The 17,859-nt window shown below is 29.1% G+C and carries 19 protein-coding genes; 11 read left to right on the top strand and 8 right to left on the bottom strand.

From position 1 onward, the window contains the following. Positions 1-117 precede the first annotated feature (117 nt). From rsmG to rpmH, 8 genes are all read right to left on the bottom strand, one after another. Positions 118-837: a 16S rRNA (guanine(527)-N(7))-methyltransferase RsmG gene (gene rsmG / locus Q3287_RS13095; RefSeq protein ID WP_054277837.1), complete on the bottom strand. Its 720-nt coding sequence runs from the start codon at positions 835-837 to the stop codon at positions 118-120. Then, positions 830-2,725 (bottom strand): tRNA uridine-5-carboxymethylaminomethyl(34) synthesis enzyme MnmG, encoded by a 1,896-nt coding sequence (gene mnmG, locus Q3287_RS13090; RefSeq protein ID WP_407964178.1) that lies wholly within the window; start codon positions 2,723-2,725, stop codon positions 830-832. The genes rsmG and mnmG overlap by 8 nt, the downstream gene beginning before the upstream one ends. 92 nt (positions 2,726-2,817) lie before the next feature. Further along, positions 2,818-4,197, bottom strand: coding sequence for a tRNA uridine-5-carboxymethylaminomethyl(34) synthesis GTPase MnmE (gene mnmE, locus Q3287_RS13085; protein ID WP_054272091.1), 1,380 nt, complete (start codon positions 4,195-4,197; stop codon positions 2,818-2,820). A 110-nt stretch (positions 4,198-4,307) separates the two neighbouring features. After that, positions 4,308-4,937 carry an RNA-binding cell elongation regulator Jag/EloR gene (jag, locus tag Q3287_RS13080; RefSeq protein ID WP_054272092.1) on the bottom strand — a complete coding sequence of 210 codons (630 nt, stop codon included), beginning with the start codon at positions 4,935-4,937 and terminating at the stop codon, positions 4,308-4,310. Beyond that, positions 4,906-5,613 carry a YidC/Oxa1 family membrane protein insertase gene (locus tag Q3287_RS13075; RefSeq protein WP_021386599.1) on the bottom strand — a complete coding sequence of 236 codons (708 nt, stop codon included), beginning with the start codon at positions 5,611-5,613 and terminating at the stop codon, positions 4,906-4,908. The genes jag and Q3287_RS13075 overlap by 32 nt, the downstream gene beginning before the upstream one ends. Positions 5,614-5,644: 31 nt before the next feature. Next, entirely contained in the window at positions 5,645-5,896 is a 252-nt protein-coding gene (gene yidD / locus Q3287_RS13070) for a membrane protein insertion efficiency factor YidD (RefSeq protein ID WP_021386578.1), read from the bottom strand. Positions 5,897-5,928: 32 nt separating this feature from the next. Beyond that, positions 5,929-6,273, bottom strand: a complete 345-nt coding sequence (rnpA, locus tag Q3287_RS13065; protein WP_003420486.1) for a ribonuclease P protein component — start codon at positions 6,271-6,273, stop codon at positions 5,929-5,931. A 77-nt stretch (positions 6,274-6,350) separates the two neighbouring features. Continuing rightward, a complete protein-coding gene (rpmH, locus tag Q3287_RS13060) occupies positions 6,351-6,488 on the bottom strand; it encodes a 50S ribosomal protein L34 (protein ID WP_003420485.1) in 138 nt (45 codons plus the stop codon). Positions 6,489-7,146: 658 nt separating this feature from the next. Between rpmH and dnaA the strand changes: the two genes are divergently transcribed. The 11 genes from dnaA to Q3287_RS13005 all read left to right on the top strand — a co-directional run bounded on the left by dnaA (position 7,147) and on the right by Q3287_RS13005 (position 17,776). Next, entirely contained in the window at positions 7,147-8,466 is a 1,320-nt protein-coding gene (gene dnaA, locus Q3287_RS13055; RefSeq protein WP_054268626.1) for a chromosomal replication initiator protein DnaA, read from the top strand. A 241-nt stretch (positions 8,467-8,707) separates the two neighbouring features. Further along, complete coding sequence (gene dnaN, locus Q3287_RS13050) at positions 8,708-9,814, top strand: DNA polymerase III subunit beta (RefSeq protein ID WP_021408963.1); 1,107 nt, start codon at positions 8,708-8,710, stop codon at positions 9,812-9,814. Positions 9,815-9,951: 137 nt separating this feature from the next. Next, positions 9,952-10,158, top strand: a complete 207-nt coding sequence (gene yaaA, locus Q3287_RS13045) for a S4 domain-containing protein YaaA (protein WP_003420479.1) — start codon at positions 9,952-9,954, stop codon at positions 10,156-10,158. Positions 10,159-10,174: 16 nt separating this feature from the next. Beyond that, on the top strand, positions 10,175-11,290 hold the full coding sequence (recF, locus tag Q3287_RS13040) for a DNA replication/repair protein RecF (RefSeq protein WP_054275543.1): 1,116 nt from the start codon (positions 10,175-10,177) through the stop codon (positions 11,288-11,290). Then, on the top strand, positions 11,291-13,192 hold the full coding sequence (gyrB, locus tag Q3287_RS13035; RefSeq protein WP_054268628.1) for a DNA topoisomerase (ATP-hydrolyzing) subunit B: 1,902 nt from the start codon (positions 11,291-11,293) through the stop codon (positions 13,190-13,192). It abuts the gene before it with no gap. A 19-nt stretch (positions 13,193-13,211) separates the two neighbouring features. Next, entirely contained in the window at positions 13,212-15,638 is a 2,427-nt protein-coding gene (gene gyrA / locus Q3287_RS13030) for a DNA gyrase subunit A (RefSeq protein WP_054268629.1), read from the top strand. A 68-nt stretch (positions 15,639-15,706) separates the two neighbouring features. After that, a complete protein-coding gene (locus Q3287_RS13025) occupies positions 15,707-16,003 on the top strand; it encodes a YtxH domain-containing protein (RefSeq protein ID WP_054268630.1) in 297 nt (98 codons plus the stop codon). After that, the gene (locus Q3287_RS13020; protein ID WP_021386594.1) at positions 16,003-16,263 is read left to right on the top strand and encodes a hypothetical protein; all 261 of its coding nucleotides are present in this window, start codon (positions 16,003-16,005) and stop codon (positions 16,261-16,263) included. The genes Q3287_RS13025 and Q3287_RS13020 overlap by 1 nt, the downstream gene beginning before the upstream one ends. A gap of 11 nt (positions 16,264-16,274) precedes the next feature. Next, the gene (locus tag Q3287_RS13015; protein WP_054268631.1) at positions 16,275-16,592 is read left to right on the top strand and encodes an STAS domain-containing protein; all 318 of its coding nucleotides are present in this window, start codon (positions 16,275-16,277) and stop codon (positions 16,590-16,592) included. A 3-nt stretch (positions 16,593-16,595) separates the two neighbouring features. After that, positions 16,596-17,003: an ATP-binding protein gene (locus Q3287_RS13010; protein ID WP_021386612.1), complete on the top strand. Its 408-nt coding sequence runs from the start codon at positions 16,596-16,598 to the stop codon at positions 17,001-17,003. Then, positions 17,003-17,776, top strand: a complete 774-nt coding sequence (locus tag Q3287_RS13005) for a SigB/SigF/SigG family RNA polymerase sigma factor (protein ID WP_021386626.1) — start codon at positions 17,003-17,005, stop codon at positions 17,774-17,776. The genes Q3287_RS13010 and Q3287_RS13005 overlap by 1 nt, the downstream gene beginning before the upstream one ends. The last annotated feature ends 83 nt before the right edge of the window (positions 17,777-17,859 follow it).

The following is a 17,859-nucleotide window of genomic DNA, read 5'->3' as shown; positions in this document are numbered from 1 at the left end:
TGTACATACAAATTTATTTCTGCATCCACTTTAATAATTCCTTTATTTTTGTTTTGTTTAAGATAAGCTTAATTATTTCCTGAGAAATAATTAAGCTTACCTATAATAATCTTTTAACTATATAATAGGATTCTTAGCTGGTTTCCCAGCCTTTCTAGGGTACTTAACTGGTGTTTCTTTTATTTTTTTAAAAACTAATATATTATGATTTAAATCTATTTCTGGCAATTCCACATCTATTTTTTCAACAAATTCTAGCCCCAAAATATCAATAGCTTTTTGTGATTCTTCTAGTTCTAAATTAGCATTTGGTCCCTTTAGACAAATGAAATATCCTCCAACCTTTACAAATGGTACACAAAATTCCATAAGAATTGGTAATCCAGCTACAGCTCTAGCTGTAGCAATATCATATTTTTCTCTATACTTTTCATCTTTACCAAAATCCTCAGCTCTTCCATGTATAAATTTAATATTAGCTAGCTCTAGTTCTCTACTAACTTCCTCTAAGAAGTTTATTCTTTTATTTAAAGAATCTAATAAGGTAAGCTCTAAATCATCTAAGCATATTTTTAATGGTAGACCAGGAAACCCAGCACCTGTACCAACATCTATTATAGACATACCATTTTTTATATATCCATTTTTTACAGCTGAAATAGAATCTAAAAAATGCTTCACATATACCTCTTTTTCATCTTCTATACCAGTAAGATTCATTTTTTGATTCCAATCAACTAGTATTTCTCTATATTTTTTAAATTTTTCTAGCATACTCTCATTAGTAATTATGTTAAAACCTTCAATCCCATTTCTCAGAAGTTCTATGTTATTCACCTTTGCCACCTCTAGTTCTTCTGACTTGTTCTAGATATATAAGCAAAACAGATATATCAGCTGGAGAAACTCCAGATATACGAGAAGCTTGTCCTATTGAAATAGGTTTTATATCATCCAACTTCTGTCTTGCTTCTAATCGAAGTCCTTCTATAGATGCATAATTTATTTTCTCATCTAACTTTTTATTTTCAAGTTTCTTAAATTGATCTATTTGTTTTAATTGTTTTTCTATATAACCTTCATATTTAGTTATTATTACACATTGTTCTTTGACTTCCCTTGAAACATCTTCGCCAGCGCCTTTTCCTAATTCTTCAAGTAATTCATAAGTAACTTCTGGTCTCTTTAAAAACTCGTATAACGAAATTCCAACCTTTATTGGTGTCGCTCCTTTTGCTTCCAACAGGCTATTTACTTCTTTCGGTGTAACTCTTTCATTTTTTAATCTTTCAAATTCTTTCTCTACAGCAGTCTTTTTATTTATGAATCTTTCATATCTATCTTTTTTAACTAATCCTATATCATAACCTTTTTGAGTTAGTCTCATATCTGCATTATCTTGTCTCAAATACAATCTGTATTCTGCTCTTGATGTCATCATTCTATAAGGCTCATTAGTCCCTTTAGTCACAAGGTCATCCAATAAAACACCTATATATGCCTCTGAACGGTCTAATACAAAAGGTTCTTTTCCTTCTATCTTTCTAACTGCATTGATGCCAGCCATAAGCCCTTGAGCTGCGGCCTCCTCATATCCAGAAGTCCCATTAAATTGTCCAGCACTAAATAAGTTCTCAACTCCCTTTATTTCCAAACTTATTTTTAGTTGTGTTGGGTCAACACAATCATATTCGATGGCATATGCAGGTCTCATTATCTTACAGTTTTCAAGTCCTTTTATCGTCTTGTACATATCTAATTGTACTTCAAAAGGCAAACTAGTTGAGATTCCTTGGATATACATCTCTTTAGTATTTAAACCTTCTGGTTCTATAAATAGTTGATGTGATGTTTTATCACTAAATCTCACCACTTTATCTTCTATAGAAGGACAATATCTTGGCCCAGTACTTTCTATTACTCCACTATACATAGCAGACCTTTTTAAATTTTCCAATATAACCCTCTGAGTTTCTTCAGTAGTTCTTGTTAAATAGCAAGGCTCTTGTTCTTTTTCTATATTTTCATTCATAAATGAGAAAGGAGTTACTTTTTCATCACCTTCCTGTAAAGACATTACAGAAAAGTCTATACTATCTCTATGAACTCTAGCTGGAGTTCCTGTCTTAAATCTTCTCATTCTCAGACCCAATTCAACTAAACTATCTGTAAGGTATTTTGCATATCCTAATGCATTAGGCCCTTCATAAAATGCAACCTCACCCATATATATTTTTGAATTTAAATAAACTCCAGTAGCTAGTATTACAGCTTTAGATTTAAATGAACATCCTAGCTTAGTCCCAACTCCTGTTACAACATTTCCTTCATGTAAAATTTCCACAACTTCATCCATAGCTATATCAAGATTTGGTTCATTTTCTAATGTCTTTTTCATTTCTTCATGATATTTAAATTTATCTGCTTGAGCTCTTAAAGAGTGCACTGCTGGTCCTTTGGCAGTGTTTAACATTCTACTTTGTATATATGTCTTGTCTATATTTAATCCCATTTGACCACCTAAGGCATCTATTTCCTTAACTAATTGACCTTTACCAGTTCCACCAATTGATGGATTACAAGGCATCAATGCTATAGAGTCTAAAGACATTGTTATTATCAAAGTTTTATATCCCATTCTTGCAGTAGCCAAGGCAGCTTCACATCCAGCATGTCCTGCCCCAACCACTATAACATCATATTTTCCTGCTTCAAACTTTATCATTTATAATTCCTTTCTTTTAAATTAATGTTTCATGAGAAACACTATAATTTTTTAAAACCTCTATAATCAAAAAATCAAATTTGTTTTACACCTTACTTACCTATACAGAAGTTATGGAATATATTATCTAATAAATCCTCTGTTACTGTATCTCCATTAATATAACCAAGATAATCCCATATATTTTTTAAGTCTACTTCTACAAAGTCAAATGGCATGCTTTGTTCTAAAGCAATTAAAGCATCTGTAGCAGATTTATATGCTTTATTAAGTGCATCTTTATGTCTAGAATTTGTTACTACTAAACTAGAGTTATTTTTAACACTACCTTTATATACCATAGACTCTATTTTATCTTGTAATTCTTCTATACCTTCTTGCTGTAAAGCTGATATTTTTATTATACTATTATTTTCTACATATTTAAGTATTTTTTCTTCTTCAATTTCCTGTTTTAAATCATTCTTATTTAATAGTACTATTGTTTGCTTATCTCTAAGATTTTCTAATATCTCTATATCTTCTTCTGATAGCTTCCTAGATGCGTCTAAAACCATTATAATCAAATCTGCACTAGTAAATGATTCTTTAGACTTTTCAACACCTATTTTTTCAACTATATCATCTGTATCTCTTATACCTGCTGTATCAACAATTTTTAAAGGTATTCCTTTTATATTTACAAACTCTTCTATAACATCTCTAGTAGTTCCTGGTATATCAGTAACTATGGCTCTATTCTCTCCTAAAATAGAGTTAAGTAATGAAGATTTACCTACATTTGGTTTCCCAACTATTACTGTTTTTAGACCTTCTCTAAGTATTTTTCCACTTTCAGCTGTATCATATAATTTTTTAATTTCCTTTTTAAGTTCATCAGTTTTTTCCTTAAGAGTCTGATATGTTATATGTTCAATATCTTCCTCAGGATAATCTATAGCAACTTCTACATGGGCTAATATCTCAGTGACTTTATCTCTTAGTTCCCTTATTCTTTTTGATAAAGAGCCTTCTAATTGGTTTTGAGCAACTTCATGAGCTATATCTGTTTTAGCCTTTATAACATCAATTACTGCCTCTGCCTGTGATAAATCTATTCTCCCATTTAAAAATGCTCTTTTAGTAAACTCTCCAGCTTCTGCTAACCTAATATCTTTTGATAATATTAATTCTAATATTTTCTTTACTGATATAAATCCACCATGACAATTGATTTCTATTACATCTTCTCCTGTATATGAATTTGGACCTTTCATATATGCCAATAAAACTTCATCAATTACATTTTCATCGTCTACTATATTTCCATATATTAATGTTCTCTTATTATATTCTTTAATACTCTTTCCTGACATAGACTTAAAGATTTCTTCTGCAACCTTTAAGGATTTTTCTCCACTTATTCTAAGTATTCCTATACCACCTTCTCCAGGTGCTGTAGCTATTGCTGCAATTGTATCATCTATAAACAAATTTATCACCTCTTAATTTATAATTTTTTACATATAGATTTACTTTTGGCTAATCACAATAATGTAATAATATTAAAAAATAAAACCCCCTAATGTTTAGGAGGTTGATTTTATCTTTTACACTCAATTACTAATCTTCTATATGGATCAGTACCTTCACTATATGTAATTACATATTTGTCGTTTTGAAGAGCTGAATGTATTATTCTTCTCTCATACGGATTCATATAATCTAATTTTTTAGTTTTTCTTGTTTTCGCTACTTCTCTAGCAACTTTATTAGCATATCTTATTAAAGATTCTTCTCTTTTTGATCTATAGTTTTCTATATCTACAAGTACTCTTGTATGAGAATCCTTATTTATTTTATTAAGAGCTAATCCAGTTAAAAATTGAATAGAATCTAAAGTTTCCCCTCTTCTACCAATTAAACTTGCAGCTTCTTTGCCTTCAATATCAACCATGATTAAATTATCTTTTTGAGATACATTGACTTTGGCATCAACATTTGCATTTTTCAACATTACCTCTATAAAATTTTTAGCTACATCTAGTTCCCTCTCGATAACAAAAATTTCATAAGTACCATCTTTAGCACCTATAAGACCTAAAAACCCTTTGCTTGGATTTTCAAGTATTTCAACTTCTATATCCTCTGCTTTTAAATTTAACTCTGCTATAGCCTTACTTATAGCTTCTTCCTTGCTTTTACTTTTTATTAATTTTAGGCTTTTTCTCATTAACTTTTTCCTCCTTAGAGTTAGCAGCCAGTTTAGCTTTTAAAGGATTCATTATTAAGTAATATTGAGCTATTGAGAATAAGTTACTTACTGTCCAGTACAATGTAAGTCCTGCTGGGAATATAAATCCCCAATAGAAAGACATACCTGCCATTACATATGTCATTACTTTCATAGAGCCTTGTAATTGATCTTTTGGAGTCATTACTTTTTGCATTACATATGCACTTGCTCCTGAAAATACTGCTAGTACATAATCTGGTGCTGTTAAGCTTTTTATCCATAAAAACCCATTATCAGCTGCTAAAAATGCAGCTTGATTTGCAAAAACGCCATGAGCAACTGGCTCTCTCAAAACGCTAAATAATCCTATTAATATAGGAAACTGTATTAATAAAGGTAAACAACCAGATAGTGGATTAATTTTAGCCTCTCCATATAACTTAACAATTTCTTCATTTTGTTTTTCTGGCTTATTTTTATATTTTTCTTGTATCTCTTTTATACGAGGTTGTATATCTTGCATTGCCTTTGTTGACTTAGTCTGCTTAACTGTTAATGGTAATAAAATAATCTTTACAAGAATAGTAAAAAGTATTATAGAAATACCATAGTGGTTAACAAATTCAAATATTACCTTAAGAATCATTCCTAAGAAATTTCCTATTATATTCAATTTTTTTATACCTCCTAATAGTTACTCTCTTTTATTTTAGAGGATCGTAACCTCCTGGATGAAAAGGATGACATTTTAAAACTCTTCTTACTGTTAAATACATACCTTTTACAAATCCATATTTCTTAAATGCCTCTATTGAATATTGTGAGCAAGTTGGATAAAATCTACAGGTAGGTCCCTTTAAGGGAGATATATATTTTTGATAAAATCTCACTAAATAAATACATAAATTCGATAAATGCTTACTTATTTCCTTTAATATATAAATTATTTTATTCAAAGTTATGAACCTCCATATTTATAGCATACAATTTAAATAGAAATATCCGTTCTTTTAACTAAGTTTTTTATAGACTTGTCTATGTCTTTAAAAGTAGCATCTTTACTAGATACTCTTGCTATAAATACTATATCATATCCAGGCTTAATTTTTTCATCAATATTTAATCTGTAGACTTCTTTTATTAGTCTTCTTACTCTATTTCTAGTGATGGCTTTTCCTACTTTCTTCGAAACAGAAATACCCACTCTACTATAATCTGATTTATTTTTAAGTATATATATTACTAAATATTTGTTTGCAAAAGATTTGCCGTGTTTATATACTTTTCTAAAATCAGAGTCCTTTTTTAACCCTTTAGTCCTATTAAAGTCCATAGTTAACCTCCATAAACACAGCTATGAATTGTAATTATTTACACAAAAAGGCCACCTTTGCAGCGGCCCTTTTGTAATTAATGAGTTAATCTATTTCTTCCTTTAGCTCTTCTTCTCTTTAACACGTTTCTTCCGTTAGACGTCTTCATTCTTTTTCTGAAACCATGTTCTTTACTTCTTTGTCTCTTTTTTGGTTGATAAGTTCTTTTACTCATTATTTTGCACCGCCTTTCAGATTTCATTTTCCGTTTATAAAAATAATAACTTTACCCTCAAAGTAAACATAACACATATAATTATAAATACTTTTACCACTGTTGTCAACGAGTTTTTGGGACGCTTCTATCACAAAATCTACCATATATATATTATGTATTTTTTTTATTGAAAATACTAGTAAAAATCTATTTAATTTTATTCTAAATTATTTTTTTCAATTATATACACAAATAAAGTAATTTTAACATGTTTATATTTTTATCAACAATTAGTTAATATTGTGGATAAATTAGTTACAAATCATTGAAGTTTGACATATATTTTGATATTATAAATATACTTGTTGATAATGTGCATAAATGTTATCAACTTATTAAAAATTATTCACAGCTTGTGGATACTTTTGTGTATAACTTTTAAGATTACTGACAATACTCTAGTTATAATCACCATTTATTGTATGTTTATGTTATTTATAACTTTATCTACATATTGTTTATATCTTTTCATATTTTTTTAATAATTTATACTATTATTAATTTATCAACACCATTATCCATAAATTTAGTTATTCTGTAAAATTTATATATGTTTTTGCTTTTCTGTTAATAACTTTGTGGAAAATATTAATTATTCTGTTCGGAGGTTTATATTATGGATATAGTTTCTTTATGGGACAAAACCCTACAATTAATAAAAGGTGACTTAACTTCAGTAAGTTTTAATACCTTTTTTAAAAACATCGTACCATTAAAAATACATCTTAATGACTTAATACTATTGGCTCCTAGTGATTTTAATAAAGATATCTTAGAAAACAGATATCTGCATTTAATTGAAGATGCCATAAATCAACTGTCATTAAAAAAATATAATATTAAATTTGTATTGAGCGAAAAAGAGGTTGCTGACCTAAATTCTGATAGTACAGATTTAAATTATAGAGTACTTTACCCTAACCTAAATCCAAAATACACATTTGATACGTTCGTTATTGGTAATAGCAATAGATTTGCTCATGCTGCATGTGTTGCGGTCGCTGAATCTCCTGCTAAGGCTTACAATCCACTTTTTTTGTATGGAGGAGTTGGGCTAGGTAAAACCCACTTGATGCACGCTATAGGGCATCACATTGTTAGTCAAAAAAAAGACTCAAAAGTTGTTTATGTTTCTTCAGAAAAATTTACTAATGAACTTATAAACTCTATAAAAGATGATAAAAACGAAGAATTTAGAAATAAGTACAGAAATGTAGATGTATTATTAATTGATGATATTCAATTTATAGCGGGAAAAGAAAGAACTCAAGAGGAGTTCTTCCATACGTTTAATACTCTTCATGAGGCAAATAAACAAATAATTATATCTAGTGATAGACCACCAAAAGATATACCTACACTAGAAGATAGACTAAGATCGAGATTTGAAATGGGACTTATAACTGATATTCAAGCACCAGACTTTGAAACGAGAATTGCTATACTTAGAAAAAAAGCTCAATTGGAACGCATCGAAGTACCAAATGAAGTTATGTCATATATAGCAAAAAATATTAAGTCAAACATAAGAGAACTAGAAGGCGCCTTAACTAGAGTAGTTGCCTATTCTTCTCTTAGTAATAGAGTGATATCTTTTGATCTTGCTACAGAAGCTTTGAAAGATATTATAACTACATCTAAAAATGAAGAAATAAATGTTCTTAGAATAAAAGAAAAAGTATCTTCTGTATTTAGTATAAAAATGGAAGATTTTAATTCTAAAAAAAGAACACGCTCAATAGCTTATCCTAGACAAATAGCTATGTATTTAACGCGCGAACTTACTGATTTATCCCTTCCTAAAATAGGAGAAGAGTTTGGGGGTAGAGACCACACAACAGTAATTCATGCTCATGATAAGGTATCTAAAGATATAGCAGAAAGCGAAGAAATTAAGACTAAAATAGAGAAAATCATATCAGATTTAAAGGGATAATTTATACACAATTGTCTGTTTATATCTATTGGATAACTTGTTAATATTTTTTTTGAATAAAAATTATTAACAAATAATTAAGTCTCTAATAACAAAGATATTAACATTTTATACACATGTTGATATCTTTGTATTTATAACGTTATAAGTACTTATTAACATTATCAACAACACCTACTACTATTACTACTATGATTTTAACTTATTTTTTTATATAAAAGACCAAAGGAGGTTATCCACATTGAAAATAATTTGTAACCAAAAAATCCTAGCAAATAGAATTGGGATTGCTCAAAAAGCTATTAATGGAAAAACAACTATAGAACTATTAAAAGGTATACTTATATCTACAGAAGAAGGTCAATTAAAACTTACTGGATATGATGCTGAGATAGGAATAGAAACGTATGTACAAGCAGAGATTATAGAAAAAGGTGATGTTGTTGTAGATGCAAGATTATTTGGAGATATAATTAGAAAATTACCAGATTCGTTTGTTGAGATAGAAACAGATTCAGAAAATAATATTTACATAAATTGTGTAAATTCAAGATTCAAGATTAAAGGATATGCAGCTAAAGAATTTCCTAAGCTACCAGAATTAAACGAAGAAGATTTATATAGCATACCTCAAGAAATTCTAAAAAATATGATTAAACAAACCGTATTTGCTATTTCACAGGACCAAACAAAACCTATTTTAATGGGAGAACTTTTAGAAATTGTGGATAGAAATTTGAATTTAGTAGCTATTGATGGATATAGATTAGCTGTAAAAAGCTGTTCAGTGGATAGTTTAACTGAAAATATAAAAGTTATAATTCCAGGAAAGACACTTATAGATGTAAATAGCTTACTTTCTGGAGAAGATAATGTTAAGGTTGGATTTAATGAAAAAAATGCTATTTTTATAATTAATGATACAAAAATTATTACGAGATTGCTTGAAGGAGATTTTATCGATTATAAAAAATTATTACCAAGGGAACATAATAGCAGAGTTAAATTAAATACTAAAGAACTTTTAAATAGTATAGAAAGAGCATCTTTATTGTCTCAATCAGAAAAAAATAATCTTATAAAATTATCTATCAGAGATAAAGTAATGGCAATTACTTCTAATACAGAAAAAGGAAATGTATATGAAGAAGTTGAGATAGATTTAGATGGAGATTATTTAGATATAGCTTTCAATTCTAGATACTTTATTGAAGGTTTAAAAAATATAGATAATGAAGAAATATTTATAGAATTTACTACAAATGTAAATCCTTGTATAATTAAACCAACAGATGATGTTAATTATATTTACTTACTACTTCCAGTAAGAATATCATCAAATATATAGCAGACATGAAGGAGTTGTCTTTTGTAGAAAAATTTTTCTAATATTAGACAACTCCTTTTATAAGCACATTTATGGTATAATATACTTTTAGTGTATCAATAGGGGTTTACCTAAAATAGTGACAAGGAGGAACTATTATGACTGAAATAACTATAGAATCAGAATATATAAAGTTGGACCAATTTCTCAAATTAGCAGAGATTGCATCAACAGGAGGCCATGCAAAATTTTTAATTCAAGAAGGTTTAGTGACAGTAAATGATGAAATAGAATTAAGAAGAGGAAAAAAGATAAAATCAGGAGATATAGTTGAAATAGAAGGAACTAAAATAAAAGTATTGTAAAAAAGGAGAACTTTTTGTGAAACTTAAAAGTTTGCAACTTGTTAATTTTAGAAATTATGAAAAGTTGCATCTGGAATTTAATGGAAAAGTAAATCTTCTTGTTGGGAAAAATGGTCAAGGAAAGACAAATATAGTAGAATCTATTTATATGCTCTCTTTTGGTAAATCATTCAGAACCAACAAAGATAAAGAAATGGTTAGATTTAATAGTGAAAATTTATATATTGGAGGAAGTTTTTCAAAATATAATAAATATAGTCTAATAGAGCTAATTATTGGAAAAGATAAAAAGGGGATACGAATAAATAAAGTCCCTTTACAAAAAATACAGGAATTACTTGGCAACTTAAATGTTGTCATATTCTCTCCTGAAGATTTGAGACTGGTTAAAGAAGGACCTAAAGAGAGAAGGACATTTATAGATAAAGAGATTAGTCAGATTATGCCTAAATATTATAAATATCTTACCAATTATAATAAAACACTTTCTCAAAGAAGCAGAGTGCTTAAAGGCATGCATGTTGATGAGGCTTTATTAGATGTATATGATGATACATTAGCAAAGTATGGAAGTTATATTTATATTTTACGTAGAGATTTTGTAAAAAAGATAGCTAATATATCTGAAAATATGCATATGAATTTGACTAATGGAATTGAGAAATTGTCAATTAGATATAAGAATCAAATAAATATAACTGATGAAGATACTATAGAGACAGTATATAATAAATTTTTAGCCAAGTTGTCATCAAATAGACCTAATGATATAGAATCTAAGACTACCAGATATGGTATACACAAAGATGACTTAAATATATTCATAAATGATTTAGATGCAAGACTTTTTGGTTCACAAGGTCAACAAAGAACAGCTTCAATATCATTAAAGCTATCAGAAATAGAATTAATAAAAAATGAAGTTGAAGAATATCCAATATTAATTTTAGATGATGTTTTTAGTGAGTTAGATGAAGCACGACAAAAACTTTTAGTAAACAATTTAAGCAATGTTCAAATGTTTATAACAAGTGCTGAGGTTTCACATAAAAAAATATTTGATGAAAAGGATGTTACAATATTTAATATTGAAAATGGCGATGTTATTAGCATAGAGAATGGAGGAAATTAAATGAAACAAGAATACGGTGCAAGTCAGATACAAGTATTAGAGGGATTAGAAGCCGTTAGAAAAAGACCAGGTATGTATATTGGTAGTACAAGCCCTAGAGGTTTACATCACTTAGTTTATGAAGTTGTAGATAATAGTATAGATGAGGCTTTGCAAGGATATTGTTCAGACATATATGTATCTATCAATGAAGATGGCAGTGTTTTAGTAAAGGATAATGGAAGAGGTATACCTGTTGAAATACATCCTAAGACTGGTAAATCAACTTTAGAAACAGTATTAACTAATCTTCATGCAGGAGGAAAGTTTGGAGGCGGAGGATACAAAGTATCTGGAGGTCTTCATGGTGTTGGTGTTTCTGTAGTTAATGCACTGTCAAAATGGATGCTAGCAGAGGTTTATTTAAATGGAAAAGTATACAAGCAGACATATGAAAAGGGATTACCAACATCTAAACTTGAAGTAGTTGGAGAATCACAAGATAAAGGAACAATGATTCAGTTCATGCCAGATGAGACAATATTTGATGAAATAGAATTTAAATATGAAACATTGGAGTATAGACTTAGAGAACTTTCTTTTTTGAATAAAGGTATAAAAATAGTATTTGAAGACAAAAGAGAAGGTCAAGAGAAAAGAAAAGAATTTCACTATACAGGTGGCTTGGTGGAATATATTAAGTATTTAAATAAATCTAGAACTGGTATACATGATGACATAGTTTATATAGATAAAAAGGTCGATGATTGTTTTGTCGAATTAGCTATGCAATATACAGATGGTTATACAGAGAACATATATTCTTTTGCAAATAATATAAATACACATGAAGGTGGTTCTCATTTAAGTGGATTTAAAGCTGCTCTTACTAAAACGGTAAATGATTATGCTAAGAGAAATAAATTTTTAAAAGAAAATGATGTTAACTTACTTGGTGAAGATATAAGAGAAGGTCTTACAGCAGTAGTATCAGTTAAATTACCAGAGCCTCAATTTGAAGGCCAAACTAAAACAAAACTAGGCAATAGTTTTATGAGAGGTTTAGTTGATAGTGTAACAGTTGATGAACTTGGGTCCTTCCTAGAAGAAAACCCAGCAACAGCTAGAATAATAGTCGATAAAGCTTTAAGAGCACAAAGAGCTAGAGAAGCTGCAAAAAAAGCAAGAGAGTTAACAAGAAGAAAAAGTGTACTAGAAAGTACATCCTTACCTGGAAAACTTGCAGATTGTGCAGAAAAAGACCCTGCCAAAAGTGAAATATTCTTAGTCGAAGGGGATTCAGCAGGAGGTTCAGCTAAACAAGGTAGAGATAGAAATAGCCAAGCTATACTTCCATTAAGAGGGAAGATACTTAATGTTGAAAAATCAAGACTAGATAGAATATTATCTTCAGATGAAATAAAAAATATGATAACAGCTTATGGTTGTGGTATTGGAGAAGATTTTGATATAGATAAAGCTAGATACCATAAAATTATAATTATGACCGATGCCGATGTAGATGGAGCTCATATAAGAACTTTATTATTAACATTCTTCTTTAGATATATGAGACCTCTTATAGATGAAGGTTATGTTTATGCAGCGCAACCACCTTTATATAAAGTAACAAAGCAAAAAAAGGAACATTATGTTTATTCAGATAAAGAACTAAATATCTTGTTAGATGAAATTGGAAGAAATGGTGCGGAGCTTCAAAGATACAAAGGTCTTGGAGAGATGAATGCAGAGCAATTATGGGATACAACTATGAATCCTGATACAAGAACATTGTTACAAGTAACAGTAGAGGATGCGGCAATAGCAGATGAAGTATTTTCAATGCTTATGGGTGATAAGGTTGCTCCAAGAAAAGAATTTATAGAAGAAAATGCAAGATTTGTTAGAAACTTAGATATATAGAGAGAGGGGATTAGTATACATGGAAGAAAAAAACAAAATACTCCCTATTGAAATAGCGGAAGAAATGAAAAAATCATATATTGATTATTCTATGAGTGTTATAGCTGGACGTGCTCTTCCTGATGTTAGAGATGGTTTAAAACCAGTTCATAGAAGAATATTGTACTCAATGAGTGAATTAAATTTAACTCCAGATAAGCCTTACAGAAAATCAGCCCGTATTGTTGGGGATGTTTTAGGTAAGTACCATCCTCATGGAGATACTGCTGTTTATTATGCAATGGTAAGAATGGCTCAAGATTTTTCAACTAGAGCACTTTTAGTAGATGGTCATGGTAACTTTGGTTCTGTTGATGGAGATTCACCAGCAGCTATGCGTTATACAGAAGCCAAAATGAGTAAATTATCATTAGAGTTATTAAGAGATATAGAAAAAGAAACTGTAGACTTTAAACCAAACTTTGATGAGTCATTAAAAGAGCCTTCAGTATTACCAGCAAGATATCCTAATTTATTAGTGAATGGTTCTAATGGTATAGCTGTTGGTATGGCAACTTCAATACCTCCACATAATTTAGCTGAGGTAATTGATGCAACGATATATTTAATTGATAATCCAGAGTGTAGTGTAGATGATTTAATAAAATTTGTGCAAGGTCCAGATTTTCCTACAGCTGCGATTATAATGGGAAAAGAGAGTATAGCAGAAGCATACAGAACTGGGAGAGGTAAAGTTAAAGTTAGGTCTAGAGCTTTTATAGAAGAGCTTCCAAAGGGAAAACAACAAATAATAGTTACAGAGATACCTTATCAAGTAAATAAAGCTAAATTAGTTGAGAGAATAGCTGAGTTAGTTAAAGAAAAAAGAATAGAAGGTATATCAGATTTAAGAGATGAAAGTAATAGAAATGGTATGAGAATTGTTATAGAATTAAAGAGAGATGCTAATGCTAATATAGTATTAAATAATCTGTATAAACATTCTCAAATGGAAGATACTTTTAGTATAATAATGCTTGCACTTGTAGATGGACAACCAAGAGTTTTAAATCTTAAGCAAATATTATATCATTATATTAAACATCAAGAAGATGTTGTTACAAGAAGAACTAAATTTGAATTAAATAAAGCTGAAGCAAGAGCACATATTTTAGAAGGATTAAAAATTGCTTTGGATAATATAGATGCAGTTATAAGCTTGATAAGAGCTTCAAAAACAGGTCAAGAGGCTAAACAAGGTTTAATAGATAAATTTAATTTAACTGAGATTCAAGCACAAGCTATATTAGATATGAGACTTCAAAGACTTACAGGTCTAGAAAGAGATAAGATAGAAGCTGAATATGAAGAGTTAATTAAGAAGATAAATAGATTAAAAGAAATTTTAGCTGATGAAAGATTACTTTTAAATGTAATAAAAGACGAAATTACAATAATAAAAGAGAACTATGCTGATGAGAGAAGAACTGAGATAAGACATGCTGAAGGCGAAATAGATATGAGAGACCTTATAAGCGATGAAGAAATAGCAATAACTCTTACTCACTTTGGTTATATAAAGAGACTTCCATCGGACACTTACAAGAGTCAAAAAAGAGGTGGAAGAGGTATTTCAGCACTTACAACTAGGGAAGAAGATTTTGTAAGACACTTAATAACTACAACTACTCATAGTAGACTGTTATTCTTTACAAATAAAGGTAGAGTATTTAAACTAAATGCATATGAAATACCTGAAGGTAAAAGACAAGCTAAAGGTACTGCTATAGTGAATTTACTTCAATTATCAGCAGATGAAAAAATTGCTACATTGATACCTATAGATGGAAATGATGAAAATGAATATTTACTACTTACAACAAAAAAAGGTATTGTTAAAAAGACTAAGAGAGAAGAGTTTAGAAATATAAATAAATCTGGTCTTATTGCTATAGGTTTAAGAGATGATGATGAACTTATTGGAGTAGAACTTACAGATGGAAAACAAGAAGTACTTTTAGTCACTAAAGATGGTATGTCTATAAGATTTGATGAAAATGATATAAGATATATGGGTAGAACAGCAATGGGTGTAAAAGGTATAACTTTAAGTAAAGACGATTTTGTTGTGTCTATGAACCTTTGTAGTAAAGGTACGGATGTATTAGTTGTAAGTAAAAATGGCTTTGGAAAAAGAACAAATATAGAAGAATACAGAAGCCAAATAAGAGCTGGTAAAGGAATTAAAACTTATAATATATCTGAAAAGACTGGCACAATTGTAGGTGCAGATATGGTTAATGAAGATGATGAGATAATGATTATAAATTCTGATGGAGTTCTTATTAGAATAAGAGTTAATGAGATATCACTATTTGGAAGGGTTACAAGTGGTGTTAAATTAATGAAAACTAATGACGAGGTCAATGTAGTTTCGATTGCCAAAATAAATATTGAAGAAGAATAGGATAAATATCCTATTCTTTTTGTATAATGTACTTAGATAAAAATTTAAAATTGAAAGGAGTAATTGTTATGTGTAATAAAAAAAGTTGTAAAAAAGGTGGATTTTTATTAATAGGAGCTATTTTAGGTTTTGTATTTGGTCTGTTTTTTGCACCAAAAAAAGGTTCTGAATTAAGAAAAGAAACAAAAGAGAAGTTTAATGATGTGAAAGAAAATCCAAAAGAAGTTCTACATGAAACATTTAATGATGTCAAAGAGAGAATAATAAATTTAGTAGATGATGATAATAATGAAGAAGATATAAAGATTTCTGAAGAAGACATAGTAATAAGTAAAAGCTTTGATGAGGAGGGAGATGTTAACTAATGAATGCATGGGGGTGGCAGATTGGAGCAGTGTTAGTAGGTAGTTCTGCTCTTATAGTAGCAATTTATTTAGCAAAAACTCTAAATAGTCTAAATAAGGTTGTTGAAAAGGCTTATAAAATTGTAGATTATAATGAGAGACACATACAGGATATTGTTGAGAATGCGTCATCAATATCAAAGGGAATAGACGATATAGTTTATGTAATTAACAAAATAATGAGTATAGGAAATATATTTAAAATTATTAAGAGGAAATAGGAGGTTTTTACATGTCTATGAATATAGATTCAAATTTAGATTCTCAAAATAAATTTTGGAATGTTTGTCTTGATGGAGAACTTGATGTTTCTACAGCAGATAAACTAAAGGAACATTTGCATAACTTGATAGAAAAAAATATGTTAGATGTAAAAATTAATCTTAAAGATTTAGATTATATAGATTCAACAGGTTTAGGAGCTATGATAGGTGTATTAAAAAAATTAAAAATAAACGAAAAAGAGATATACATAGTAAATCCTAAGAGTAATGTCAGAAAGATTTTTACTATAACAGGTCTAGATAAAATATTTAAAGTGGAGGGATAGACTTTGGCTTGTGAGACTATAAAGATGGAAATTACTACAAATCCGGATTATGTTAGTATAATAAGATTAACAGCGTCTGGAATTGCTAATAAAATGGGATTTCCAATAGATGATATAGAAGATATAAAGGTAGCAGTATCAGAAGCGTGTACAAACGCAATAAAGCACAGTAAAGATGATGTGTTCAATATAGTATTTAATATCTTAGACAATGCAATTAATATAGAAATTCAGGATAATGGAAAAGGATACGATGTTAGCTCAATAAGTACACCAGATTTAGAGAATCCAAAAGAGAGTGGTCTTGGACTATTTATAATTAGAACTTTAATGGATGATGTAGATATTGAATCGGAACACAATCAAGGAACAAAAATAAAAATGACTAAATATTTAGGAGTTGATATTTAATGAAAAATGTAGCTAATGCTACACATTACCTAAATATGGATACAAAAGAGCTATTTAATTTATATAATAAAAATAAAAATGTAGATATTAGGAATATTCTTATTGAAAGGCATCTGTATTTAGCAAGATTGTTAGCTAAGAAGTATATAAATAAGGGTGTTGATTTTGAAGATATATATCAAGTTGCTTCATTAGCGTTAATTTATGCTATTGATAGATATGATGTTGAAAAAGGATTTGAATTCTCCAGTTTCGCGACACCAACTATAGTAGGAGAAATAAAAAAATATTTTAGAGATAAAGTATGGACACTTAGAGTACCAAGAAGAATACAGGAACTAAGTAAAAAGATAAGTGATGCAAAGATTAAATTGGAGCAAGAAAATAAAAAGCATCCGAAAGTAAAAGATATAGCTGATTATATAGGAGTTAGTGAAGAAGATGTTCTAGAGGCTATGGAAGCTTCTTACGGGTATCAACCTATGTCTTTAGATTCATCAAGTAATGATGATTCAGAAGATAAAGATATAACTCTTATTGACAAGATAGGAAAAGAAGAAGGTAATTTTGGAAGTATAGAGTATGAAGATTTTATTAATAAGTTTATTAAAACTTTGAATGAATTGGAAGTAAAAATATTTAAAGATAGATTTTTCTTTGATAAAACACAATCTAGTATAGCTAAGGAATTAGAGATATCTCAGATGACTGTTTCTAGACTGGAGAAAAAAGTAGTAGAAAAGCTAAAAAAAGAATATGAAAAGAATTTATAAAAAAATATAAAAAAAGTATTGACCTACTGTTTTAAAGGTGGTATAGTATTACTTGTCCTTGAAAAAAGGAAAAAGAAATAAAT

This window comes from Clostridioides sp. GD02404, assembly GCF_045898275.1.
In the GTDB taxonomy this organism is placed as follows: Bacteria; Bacillota; Clostridia; order Peptostreptococcales; family Peptostreptococcaceae; genus Clostridioides; species Clostridioides difficile_A.
This window is presented reverse-complemented; position numbering and strand designations above follow the sequence as displayed.